This window comes from Candidatus Njordibacter sp. Uisw_039 (assembly GCF_047730075.1).
In the GTDB taxonomy this organism is placed as follows: domain Bacteria; phylum Pseudomonadota; class Gammaproteobacteria; order Pseudomonadales; family Balneatricaceae; genus Njordibacter.
Genome location: NZ_CP159831.1, coordinates 1,015,001 through 1,026,799 on the forward strand (window position 1 = coordinate 1,015,001; position 11,799 = coordinate 1,026,799).

An 11,799-nucleotide genomic window follows, 5' to 3' on the forward strand; every position below is an offset into this window, starting at 1 on the left:
GTGAAATTGAAATCGCTGTTAAGATGCAGTGTATCCGCGGCTAGACGGAAAGACCCCGTGAACCTTTACTATAGCTTCACAGTGAACTTTGAACCTATTTGTGTAGGATAGGTGGGAGGCTTTGAAGCGGTGACGCTAGTCATCGTGGAGCCAAACTTGAAATACCACCCTGGTATGTTTGAGGTTCTAACTCAGGTCCGTAATCCGGATCGAGGACACTGTGTGGTGGGTAGTTTGACTGGGGCGGTCTCCTCCCAAAGAGTAACGGAGGAGCACGAAGGTATGCTAATCATGGTCGGAAATCATGAGGTTAGTGCAATGGCATAAGCATGCTTAACTGCGAGACAGACACGTCGAGCAGATACGAAAGTAGGTCATAGTGATCCGGTGGTTCTGAATGGAAGGGCCATCGCTCAACGGATAAAAGGTACTCCGGGGATAACAGGCTGATACCGCCCAAGAGTTCACATCGACGGCGGTGTTTGGCACCTCGATGTCGGCTCATCACATCCTGGGGCTGAAGCCGGTCCCAAGGGTATGGCTGTTCGCCATTTAAAGTGGTACGCGAGCTGGGTTTAGAACGTCGTGAGACAGTTCGGTCCCTATCTGCCGTGGACGTTTGAGATTTGAGAAGAGTTGCTCCTAGTACGAGAGGACCGGAGTGAACGAACCTCTGGTGTTCCGGTTGTCACGCCAGTGGCATTGCCGGGTAGCTACGTTCGGACAGGATAACCGCTGAAAGCATCTAAGCGGGAAGCCCCCTTCAAGATGAGATCTCACAGGAGTTTAACTCCCTAAAGAGCCGTTCAAGACTAGGACGTTGATAGGTTGGGTGTGTAAGCGCGGTAACGTGTTGAGCTAACCAATACTAATTGCTCGTGAGGCTTGACCATATAACGCCAAAAGCGTTGTACAAGCTGGTACATAAGTACCCAGTACAAGCCATTAAGTTTACGATAATACGACGGGTAAGCCCTCGATAAGCGCATCAGTGTAGTGCCTAAACTCAATATCACAAATTCATGGATGGTGATTTAACGATCTTCATTCACCCTTTTTTGCTTGGCGACCATAGCGAGATGGAACCACCTGACCCCATTCCGAACTCAGAAGTGAAACGTCTTAGCGCCGATGGTAGTGTGGGGTTTCCCCATGTGAGAGTAGGTCATCGCCAAGCTTCCCATTCAGTACTAAAGAGCCTCTAGTCCAAAAAGCTAGGGGTTTTTTATTGGGCGCAGGAAAGCGATGAGTTACTCTCACATGGATAAAGACAGGGCAGCTACGCTGCCACAAATCATGTGATAGTAGGGTGAGACTGGCGCAGTTGGCAAAGCACCGCTTTGCGCCACTCGAACGGCAGGGCCTGAGGCCCTGACCGGGCCATCGCCAAGCTTCCTATTCAGTACTAAAGAGCCTCTAGTCCAAAAAGCTAGGGGTTTTTTATTGGGCGCAGGAAAGCGATGAGTTACTCTCACATGGATAAAGACAGGGCAGCTACGCTGCCACAAATCATGTGATAGTAGGGTGAGACTGGCGCAGTTGGCAAAGCACCGCTTTGCGCCACTCGAACGGCAGGGCCTGAGGCCCTGACTGGGCCATCGCCAAGCATCCTATTCAGTACTAAAGAGCCTCTAGCCCAAAAAGCTAGGGGTTTTTTATTGGGCGCAGGAAAGTGTCGGCATGCAAGAACTCATTCGGCTCTGTGCCATAGATATAGTCTTTAATCGCTTAAGGTTGATCCCACATAGACTTATGATTCCTTTGTTAAAGCGCGATATGCCATTCTTCCACCGCTAATAAACATGGCGTTATCGTAGCCCATGTCTCGCAAGGCAGCTGCAGATAGAGCACCTCGGTTATTAGCGTTGCAATAACAAATAATGGTGCTATTTAAGTCTGGAATCATGCCCTCAATATCCATTTCTAGCTTACCCCGGCTGAGGTTAATAGAACCTTCAATGTTAGCCTTATCGTGTTCTTCTTTGTCACGGATATCGAGCAAAATGGCTCCACCGGCGACTAGTCCATCAACCTGACTAGGTTCTACTGCGTCAACGCGAGCCATTGCATGATCTGCCATGGTTTGGAATTTTTCAGTGTAAGCCATTACTCATCCCATAAGTTGTATCTAATGCGCAATATTAGTTAAAACTAATTAAAATAACAAGCAGATTAATATGCCTCAGGTTAATCATCAAACTCCGCGTCGGTAAACACTTTGTGCGGCGGCAACTCCTGACCCTAAGTTAATATTATAGCCTAGGTCTACCATTACCATCTCAGCAGTGGCGATGCCAGACAAAACCATTACATCGGTCATTGCGCCTAAATGGCCTATACGAAATAGTTTGCCAGCCATTTCACCTAAGCCGCCTCCAAAAGATACGCCATACGCCTTATAGGCATGTTGCGTGATCAAATTGGCGTCTTTACCCTCAGGTACCATGATTGCTGTCACTGTATCGGAATAAAGCTCTGGGCTATGCGCACATAACTCAAGACCCCATGCTTTTACAGCAGCTCTTACTCCTTCTGCAATACGGTGATGGCGCGCATACACATTGCTCATGCCTTCGTTCAATAATAGGCTTACACTGGCCCTTAAGCCATTAAACAGCTGTACAGGCGGTGTGTAGGGGTAACTACCAATCTTATTGGCATTAGCCATGTCGTTAAAATCAAAGAAGCAGCGAGGCAATGTTGCAGTTGCTGTAGCAGCCATGGCTTTAGGGCTCACGCCAACAATAGCAAGGCCAGTATTCAACATGAAGCCTTTTTGGGCGCCTGTAATCGCAATGTCTACTCCCCAGGCATCCATTTGAAAGTCCATGCTAGCTAGAGAGCTCACAGCATCCACCATTAACAAAGCACTATGGCTAGCATTATCAATGGCTTTACGTACGCCATGGACATCACTTTTTACGGCGGTAGCCGTTTCGTTGTGAGTCACCAGTACGGCCTTAATGTGACCTTTTTTGTCAGCTCGTAATCTATGGGCGAACTCTTCAACTGGCGCGCCTGTGCCCCATTCACATTCTACAACTTCAACATCTAGGCCGAAGCGTTGGCAAAGATCGATCCAGCGTTGGCTGAACATGCCATAACGAGCGATGAGAACCTTGTCACCAGCACATAAGGTGTTACTTATAGCGCCTTCCCAACCGCCAGTACCTGTGGCAGAAAAGAGCAGGACTTGACCCGTTTCTGTTTTAAAGACTTTTTTAAGGTCATTAAGTAGTGGGATGTAGTCATCTGCAAAGTCTGGTGCACGGTGGTCAAAGTTACTGACGTTCATAGCGGCTTTTATAACATCAGGTGTATTAGTTGGGCCGGGGATGAATATTGGATTTTGATGCTGCATGATGATGTCCTTTGTTTTACTTATATTAGGACCTTAGTTTGGCTGTTAAAATTATATTAAACAATTTTATTGGAAAATAAATCCACTTAGGCTTTAAAATAATTAACTAATTGTAAAATAAGCAGATATATTATTTCATTTTCTATATTATATTAACATTGGAAAAATAAATTTAACTTATTTTTTGTGTTTTTTTACACCTGGATTGTCGTGGACTGTTGGCGCTGCCAAGCTATGAACTGTGCCATTTAATAGGAGACTAATATGATTGAAGTTAAACGAGGTCGTGGTAGGCCAAGATCGGCGCCATCAGAAGCTAATGCATCAACGGTACAAGCCTTAGACAGAGGGATATTGTTACTACAAGCCTTGGCGCAGCATAATGCAGTGAGTTTAAGTGACCTGGCGGTGCAGGTAGGCATGCCGGCCTCCAGTGCTCACCGCTTACTGATGACACTGCAGCAACATGACTTTGTAGATTTTGATGAGAATACTCAGTTATGGCAAGTGGGCATTGAAGCATTTCGGGTAGGTAGCGCCTATTTGTCTCGCACTAACTTTTTAGAAGCAGCGCGGGAGCCATTGCGCGACCTGATGGAAACTACGGGTGAGACTGCAAATTTGGCGGTAATAGATAACGCAGAAGTGGTGTTTGTGGCGCAGGTAGAGACCACTAATCCAATTCGGGCTTTTTTTAGTGCGGGTACGCGGGCTTTAATGCATTCCTCTGGTATTGGTAAGGCGTTGTTAGCCCAAATGCCAAGGCGTAAGTTAGAGGCCCTATTACAAAGCGCAGGTCTGCCTCAATATACATCAAAGACATTGTCTACACCCACAGAACTTTATGCTGATCTTAAAGTTACCGCTAATAGGGGCTGGTCTTATGATCAAGAAGAGCGCTATGAAGGTATGAGCTGTGTCGGCGCAGCAATACGTAATGCCCAAGGTGATCTTGTAGGTGGCATGTCTGTATCGGGTCCTAGTGTTCGGTTTGATCCGTTACAGGTGGTCGTTATAGGGCTTAAGGTTAAGGCTGCTGCCGATCAAGTGACTTTAACTTTGGGTGGCAAGGTGTAGCTGGGGTATAACCCAAGCAAAGCCAAAGTATAACTAAGCTGTAATAATATAAGCCGTTATAGAGGCGTTATTTTATCAATAAATGCTTTGATAACAGGCACCAATTGGGCCTCTTTTAAACACGCCAAGTGCTCTATTACTTTTAGTTTAGTATCGCGTATGAGCACTGGCTGTATACGATTGTCCGAGGTTAATTCGCCTGCTTGTATAATGCCTACACCTAGCCCTAAAGCCACTGCTTCACGGAGGCCTTCGCTGCTGCCAATTTCCAGTACCTGTTGGCTATTAATTTGGCGACGGCGTAATTCTTGCTCGAACAAGGAGCGGGTATAAGAACCGGTTTCACGAATAATAAGTCGTTGACCTTCAATTTCTGTAAGTGAGACATTTCGGCGTTGTGCCCATGGGTGACCTTTGCCAACAAAAAAAATAATTTCATCTTGGCGAAAAGGTATGGATATTAGACGATCATCCCGGATGCGCTCGGGCATGATACCTATGTCGACCTGGCCTTCGAGTAACTGTTCAATGACCCACTGAGTATTGCCAAAATTCATACCTAGTTTTATGCCTGGATGTTGACTTGAAAAATCCTTCACCAAGGGCATGATCAGAAAAGGACTGTCAGCTGCAATACGCAACTGCCCGTTGAGCATACCTTGAGAGCTAGACAGTAATTGCTCTACTTCTATTCCCAGCACATATTGCCGCCGAGTCAATTCCAATAGTGCACGCCCCATGGCAGTTAGAATAACACCCCGACCATGGCGTTTAAATAATTTAACGGCGTAACGCTCTTCTAAGCCTCTGACATGATCTGACAGGGTGGGTTGGGTCAAGTGCAGACTGGCCGCGGCTTTGGTGAAGCTGCCTTGGGTCGCAACTGCATGAAAGGCCTTTAAATGTGAATAATTAATAGATATTACCTATATATATTATACAAAATATCGATTTGTTCTTTATATTGCCTATCTTTTAGACTGTTTGGAATAGCCAAAGGGTTGTTTCTTACTTTTGTTAATAAACAGCTTATATTTCTGCCAGATAATTTAATTGAGAAGGGTTCATGACAGCTAAACAAGAAATTCAAGTAAATGGACGTGTTTATAAATGGCCTGATAGGCCTGTGGTGGCGGTTTGTATTGATGGTTCGGAGCCTGCGTATATTGAAGCAGCGGTCAAGGCTGGTGTGATGCCTTGGGCTGAAAAAATCATTAATGGTCAGGGATCAGACTTGCGTTGTGATTGTGTTGTGCCAAGCTTTACCAACCCCAATAATATGTCAATTGCTACGGGTGTTGCACCAGTAGTGCATGGCATCTGTGGTAACTTTTATTACGATGTAGAGAATGACCGTGAAGTAATGATGAACGATCCGCAGTTACTGCGGGTAGGGACTTTGTTTAGCGCTTTTCAGCAAGCTGGTGCTAAAGTGGTTATTGTCACAGCTAAAGATAAGCTACGTAGAATGTTAGGTCACGGTCTAACCTTTGGTGATGGTACAGGTGTTTGTTTTTCATCAGAAAAAGCAGACATGGCTACGCTTTCTGAACATGGTATTGAAGGGGTGGTTGATCTTGTGGGTAAAGAGGTGCCATCGGTCTATAGTGCAGACCTGTCTGAATTTATTTTTGCTGCTGGCGTGAAGCTAATGGACACCATGCGGCCCGACATTATGTATTTGTCGACCACTGATTATATACAGCATAAATTTGCGCCAGGTAGCGATGGTGCCAATGCGTTCTATGCCATGATGGATGGTTATTTTGCTCAATTAGAAGCCCTTGGTGCTCGTATCGCCCTCACTGCTGACCACGGCATGAACGTGAAACATGACGCCGATGGGGATCCAGATGTGATCTATTTGCAAACAGAATTAGATGCTATGTTAGGCGTTAATGAAGCTAGGGTGATATTGCCAATTACCGATCCTTATGTGGTGCATCATGGTGCTTTAGGGTCCTTTGCTACGGTTTATGTTAAGCAGGACCATAGGGCTAAAGTATTGGGTCACTTGGAGTCTATGGAGGGCATTGAAGGCGCCTTTGATAATGCTGCAGGGTGTGAAAAGTTTGGTTTGCCCACCGACCGAATGGGAGACTTAATTGTTGTTAGTAGCAAAAATAAGGTGCTAGGTACAACTTCAGAGCGTCATGACCTGTCTGGCCTAGACGTTCCTTTGCGATCTCATGGAGGCATCTCAGAACAATGTGTGCCTCTGATTGTTAGCCAAACTGTTACTGGCATCGATATTAACAGACACCTACGTAATTTTGATATCTATGATGTCGTGCTTAACCATGTGCACGGCTAGGAGCCAAAGAGAATGAATATGATTAACCGAGCCTTACCAGAAGTGCGTCAAGAACTCATGCGGATTGCAGGTCGCAAAGTGCCTGGTGATACGGGTAAAACGTTAGATGTGCATTACCCATACACAAATCAGGTTATTGGAACGGTCCCTAGGGCCAGTAGAGCCCAGGTGGCTGAAGCGTTTGCTATAGGTGCAGCCTACAAGTCTGAATTGACACGCTATGAACGGCAACAAATATTATTTCGTACTGCTGTGGCACTTGATGCCAGAAAAGACGAAATTTCTGACCTCATTACACTTGAAACTGGACTTTGTAAAAAGGACTCTTTGTATGAAGTAGGGCGGGCTTATGATGTGTTTATGCTCGCCGGGCAGATGTGTATTCAGGACGACAGCCAAGTCTTTTCATGTGATCTGACTCCCCATGGTAAACAACGAAAAATATTCACATTACGTCAGCCTTTGAGGGTAATTTCTGCAATTACACCATTTAATCATCCACTCAATATGGTGGCTCATAAGATTGCGCCAGCTATTGCAACCAATAATTGTGTGGTTTGTAAACCGACGGAACTTACCCCTTTAACGCCATTGTTATTGGCTGATATTCTCTATGAAGCTGGTCTGCCTGTGGAAATGTTATCTATGGTCACTGGTTTGCCAGAAGACATTGGTGACGAAATGATCACCAACCAACACATAGAGCTGATTACGTTTACGGGTGGTGTGCCTGTGGGTAAATACATCGCACGAACTGCAGGATATAAGCGACATGTGCTTGAATTAGGTGGTAATTCGCCCTTGATTGTTATGGAGGACGCAGACTTGGATAAAGCTGCAGAACTTGCCGTAGCTGGAGCGACTAAAAACTCAGGCCAGCGCTGCACCGCAGTTAAACGTATTATTTGCATTGACTCAGTAGCTGATGAATTTGTGTCATTATTGGTACAAAAAGCCCGCAAAATTAAATACGGTGACCCCATGGATCCGGATACAGACTTGGGCACAGTTATTAGTGAAGACTCGGCTAAGTTGTTTCAAAAAAGAGTTCTTGATGCCATAGACCAAGGTGCAGATTTGCTTTATGGCAATGACCGGCAAGGCGCTCTTTACTCGCCTACGGTGTTGGATAATGTGCCCTACACCTGTGAGTTAGTGCAAGAAGAAACCTTTGGGCCACCCATACCTGTGATTCGAGTTAAAGACATTGATGAGGCCATTGCCGTGGCCAATTCAACGGCGTTTGGCCTATCAGATGGCGTCTGTACCAATCGTTGGGACTACATTCAACGCTTTATCGAAGAGCTTGATACAGGTACTGTGAATATTTGGGAGGTGCCGGGCTATCGGATAGAAATGTCACCTTTTGGTGGTATTAAAGATTCGGGTATGGGCTACAAAGAAGGTGTAATTGAAGCTATGAAGAGCTACACCAACCTGAAAACCTATTCGTTGCCTTGGTGATCAAAGTCCTAGGTCATTAAAGGGCCTAGTTGGGAGTATATTTATGCAGGTTGCAGACCTCAATAAGATCGAAAACCCATATTTGTTGTTAACCCCGGGTCCACTTTCTACTACCCACAGGGTGAAGCAACAAATGTTGCGGGATTGGTGCACTTGGGACAAAGATTACAATCAAATAGTTCAGCAAATACGTAACCAGTTGGTCAATCTTGCCACGGATCAGCCCGGTTATACTGCAACCCTAATGCAGGGCAGTGGCACCTTTAGTGTGGAAGCTACGATTGGCTCAGTGATACCGGCGAGTGGAAAATTAGTGGTTCTGGTCAATGGTGAATACGGCCGTAGAATCGCTCAAATTGCCAATAAGCTGGGCATTAGTACGTTAGTCATTGATAGTGGAGAGTTGGCCGCCGTTGATCCACAAGCGTTGGCTAAGGTGCTGCAGGAAGATGCACAAATTACTCATGTTGCTATGGTGCACTGTGAAACCACAACGGGCATGCTTAATCCGCTTAAAGCCATTGGAGAAATTGCTCAGGAATATGATAAAGTTTACATTGTTGATGCTATGAGTAGCTTTGGCGGTATGGTCATTGACATGGCAGAGTTACATATTGATTTTTTGATAAGTAGCGCTAACAAGTGTATTCAGGGTGTGCCTGGTTTTGGTTTTATCCTGGCTAAACATTCAAGCATGAATTCCATAGCAGGTCTGTCACGTTCTGTTAGCCTTGATTTATATGACCAATGGCGGTGCATGGAAGATAATGTGGGCAAGTGGCGCTTCACGTCACCTACCCATGTCGTGCGTGCCTTTGCCGAAGCCCTAAAGGAACTCGATGGAGAAGGGGGTGTAGTGGCCAGGCAGCAGCGCTATGGCGAAAACCAACGCACTCTAGTGGACGGTATGCAGCGCTTGGGCTTTGAACCTTTGCTGGATGCCCAACTACAATCATCTATCATTACCTCCTTTCATAATCCTCAACACCCTAACTATAACTTTAATACTTTCTATGAAGTGCTAAAGGGGAAGGGCTTTGTAATTTACCCAGGCAAGGTGTCACAAGCGGACTGTTTTCGCATTGGTACCATAGGGGATGTATGGCCCAGTGACATAGATAGATTTATCGAGGCAGTTGAAACCTCGATGTATTGGAATGATGATTAGTTTAATTAATGACTGATATTATTAATTTCCAATTGCAGTTTTGTATTCGTTCAATTAAGTTATGGGCTGTACGAAAGATTACTGGCGACCTTACCAGAGGCGCAGGTTGCGCTTAAAAGGTATCAAGTAAGCAGGCATGTCAGCACTATATTAACAGTATTGCTACTTTGATAGATTGTTAACAATCCCTCATTGCTACTTTGACATATTGCTGTCATATTGTTCTGGCACAATGATTTTGGCGCATCTGGGCCTATTAATGCCGAACCTAACTTGGTTCAATGCTTTTATAAAAATAACAGTAGAGGAATAACCATGAAGACTTTCATTTATCCCGCAGCTACCTTGCTCGCTTTAGTAGTGAGTGGTGCTGCAACTGCGGCCAGTTGTCCGCCTGTCACAGTAGCTGACCCCATGGGTGTTGGCCAAGGTGCTTTTCCACAGCAATATGAATTAGCTGAATTTGAGTCCATCGGCAGCTGTACCATGTCCTTTAACGGCAACCCTCAAGCAGCTGCACTCAATGCCCGTATTAGGGGTAATAAATCATTACCTTCACTATCTCAGCGCTTACCTTCAGAGCCATTGGTAGTAGCTCCTTACGATTCCATCGGTTCATACGGTGGAACGCTAGATGCGCTGTCGAACGCGACAGAATCAGGCACATCTGACTTTATGTCAACCCGTCACGTCAACCTCGTGCGGTATTCTGACGATTTGACAACCATCGTTCCGATGATTGCCAAAGGTTGGGAATGGAACAACGATTTCACACAGTTGACGTTCTTCTTGCGCGATGGTCATAAGTGGTCTGACGGCGCACCGTTCACTGCCGAAGATGTGAAGTTCTGGTATGACAACATCGCTACGGACAGTAACGTTCGTGAAAAACCAAAGGATTACGTTCTTGTTGGTGGTGAAGTTATGGATCTTGTCGTGGTTAACCCGACAACAATTCAGTTCAACCTTCCAAGCCCAAAACCGGGTCTACTATCACATTTCGCCAACCACTATGCGCAGGGCTTCCAGCCTAAGCATTTCCTTGGTCAGTTCCATCCGGACATAAATTCTGGTGCGGATGCGCTTGCGCAGTCCTACGGCTTTGAAAACGGCTATGCTGCAATCAAAGGTTACTATGGTAACTCTGATTGGATGGATACTCCGACACCAATGTTGGCCCACCCTGATCTAGTTGCTGGTCTGCCTGCGGATACAGTTCCGACTCTGGAAAGCCATATTATCACCCGGGAAAACACGGAAGGACGTCACTTAGTTGCCAACCCTTACTTCTTCCAAGTTGATACTGCAGGCAATCAGTTGCCTTACATCAACGAGCAGGACGAGTTGTTTGTGGGTGAGCGCGAAGTTCGTCTTCTGAAGCTAGTTAACTCCGAAGTTGACTATAAGGCTCAGTCATTGAACCTAGATTATGCGCCGCTGCTTCTTGAAAATCAGGAAAAAGGTAATTTCACAGTTGACCTAAGACCTGAGATTGCCATGAGTACCTTCTCGTTCAATGTGACGTCGGAAGATATGGAAAAACGTAAAGTGTTTGGTGATATACGTTTCCGTCAGGCGATGTCAGTTGCAATGAACCGTGCAGAGATCAATGAAGTGGTTTACTTCGGTCTTGGTGCTCCTCAGCAGTATACTGCATTCGCGCCTTCACCTAGTTTCATAAGTGCAGAAACTGAGCAATCATACGCACAGTTCGATCCGGATATGGCTAATGCCCTGCTGGATGAAATTGGTATGGTTGACGTAGACGGTGACGGAATGCGTGAATTGCCAAACGGTGATACGCTAGTGCTGAATATGCAAATTGCTACGCAGGGTGGATCTCTCAAGCTGGTTGAGGTTGCGGGTCAAAACTGGCGTGATGTGGGTATCAACAACACGGTTAAAGAAGTGACAACGGATGAGTATCGTTCTGCTGCGTCTTCGAACAGCCTTGATGTTACCTATTACGCAAAGGGTCAGCCACTTGCTGTTATCCTCGGTATTTCGGAGCTATTCCAGCCACCGTTCGATAACTACTTTAACCACACATCAGGCATGTTGTGGGGACAGTATGTTGATACAGATGGTGCTTCAGGTGTGAAACCACCTCAGTGGGTCTATGACTCAATGGCGGGTATTGATGCCTTCCAGTCTGCAATTGCTGGCTCTGACGAGTCTAATAAAATTGGTGAAGCTCTGGTTGATACGGTTGTTGATAACCTGCTGTTCATTGGTACTGTGAAAGCAGTTGCACCAATCTATCACAGCAACAAGCTGAAGAACTTTGCTGATTTTAAAACTCAGTCCTATGCGTACTACCGGACCTATCCGTACCGTGCGACACAGTGGTGGTTAGACGAGTAGCCCGGTTACTCTGAAATAACACCCCCGCGGGCAGCCTCGACTGCCCGCGGC

At 45.9% G+C, this 11,799-nt stretch carries 8 protein-coding genes and 2 rRNA genes (1 of these 10 running past the window's edge); 7 read left to right on the forward strand and 3 right to left on the reverse strand.

Going from position 1 to position 11,799, the window contains the following annotated elements; all coding sequences use genetic code 11:
* Both ABXT70_RS04765 and rrf read left to right on the forward strand, forming a co-directional pair.
* Positions 1 to 893 (forward strand): 23S ribosomal RNA (locus ABXT70_RS04765); it begins 1,996 nt to the left of the window's first position.
* Between the two features lie 168 nt (positions 894 to 1,061).
* A 5S ribosomal RNA gene (rrf, locus tag ABXT70_RS04770) occupies positions 1,062 to 1,177 on the forward strand.
* Positions 1,178 to 1,750: 573 nt separating this feature from the next.
* Here the strand turns inward: rrf and ABXT70_RS04775 are convergent.
* On the reverse strand, positions 1,751 to 2,107 hold the full coding sequence (locus ABXT70_RS04775) for a rhodanese-like domain-containing protein (RefSeq protein WP_443642029.1): 357 nt from the start codon (positions 2,105 to 2,107) through the stop codon (positions 1,751 to 1,753).
* Positions 2,108 to 2,194: 87 nt separating this feature from the next.
* Positions 2,195 to 3,361 carry an L-aspartate--glyoxylate aminotransferase BhcA gene (gene bhcA, locus ABXT70_RS04780; protein WP_443642030.1) on the reverse strand — a complete coding sequence of 389 codons (1,167 nt, stop codon included), beginning with the start codon at positions 3,359 to 3,361 and terminating at the stop codon, positions 2,195 to 2,197.
* 264 nt (positions 3,362 to 3,625) lie between these two features.
* Between bhcA and ABXT70_RS04785 the strand changes: the two genes are divergently transcribed.
* Positions 3,626 to 4,438, forward strand: a complete 813-nt coding sequence (locus ABXT70_RS04785; protein WP_443642031.1) for an IclR family transcriptional regulator — start codon at positions 3,626 to 3,628, stop codon at positions 4,436 to 4,438.
* A 56-nt stretch (positions 4,439 to 4,494) separates the two neighbouring features.
* Here the strand turns inward: ABXT70_RS04785 and ABXT70_RS04790 are convergent, their stop codons facing one another.
* Entirely contained in the window at positions 4,495 to 5,361 is an 867-nt protein-coding gene (locus tag ABXT70_RS04790; RefSeq protein ID WP_443642480.1) for a LysR substrate-binding domain-containing protein, read from the reverse strand.
* Between the two features lie 143 nt (positions 5,362 to 5,504).
* Here ABXT70_RS04790 and phnA point away from each other — a divergent pair, with 143 nt between their 5' ends.
* The 4 genes from phnA (at position 5,505) to ABXT70_RS04810 (ending at position 11,748) form a co-directional block, all read left to right on the forward strand.
* Entirely contained in the window at positions 5,505 to 6,752 is a 1,248-nt protein-coding gene (phnA, locus tag ABXT70_RS04795; RefSeq protein WP_443642032.1) for a phosphonoacetate hydrolase, read from the forward strand.
* Between the two features lie 12 nt (positions 6,753 to 6,764).
* Positions 6,765 to 8,216, forward strand: a complete 1,452-nt coding sequence (gene phnY, locus ABXT70_RS04800; RefSeq protein ID WP_443642033.1) for a phosphonoacetaldehyde dehydrogenase — start codon at positions 6,765 to 6,767, stop codon at positions 8,214 to 8,216.
* A 43-nt stretch (positions 8,217 to 8,259) separates the two neighbouring features.
* Positions 8,260 to 9,384, forward strand: coding sequence for a 2-aminoethylphosphonate--pyruvate transaminase (phnW, locus tag ABXT70_RS04805; RefSeq protein WP_443642034.1), 1,125 nt, complete (start codon positions 8,260 to 8,262; stop codon positions 9,382 to 9,384).
* A 315-nt stretch (positions 9,385 to 9,699) separates the two neighbouring features.
* Positions 9,700 to 11,748 (forward strand): ABC transporter substrate-binding protein, encoded by a 2,049-nt coding sequence (locus tag ABXT70_RS04810; RefSeq protein ID WP_443642035.1) that lies wholly within the window; start codon positions 9,700 to 9,702, stop codon positions 11,746 to 11,748.
* The last annotated feature ends 51 nt before the right edge of the window (positions 11,749 to 11,799 follow it).

Bases quoted from the DNA above. Each gene is read 5' to 3' on its own strand.
- ABXT70_RS04775 (WP_443642029.1), bottom strand. From the start codon at position 2,107: ATGGCTTACACTGAAAAATTCCAAACCATGGCAGATCATGCAATGGCT.
- bhcA (WP_443642030.1), bottom strand. From the start codon at position 3,361: ATGCAGCATCAAAATCCAATATTCATCCCCGGCCCAACTAATACACCT.
- ABXT70_RS04785 (WP_443642031.1), top strand. From the start codon at position 3,626: ATGATTGAAGTTAAACGAGGTCGTGGTAGGCCAAGATCGGCGCCATCA.
- phnA (WP_443642032.1), top strand. From the start codon at position 5,505: ATGACAGCTAAACAAGAAATTCAAGTAAATGGACGTGTTTATAAATGG.
- phnY (WP_443642033.1), top strand. From the start codon at position 6,765: ATGAATATGATTAACCGAGCCTTACCAGAAGTGCGTCAAGAACTCATG.
- phnW (WP_443642034.1), top strand. From the start codon at position 8,260: ATGCAGGTTGCAGACCTCAATAAGATCGAAAACCCATATTTGTTGTTA.
- ABXT70_RS04810 (WP_443642035.1), top strand. From the start codon at position 9,700: ATGAAGACTTTCATTTATCCCGCAGCTACCTTGCTCGCTTTAGTAGTG.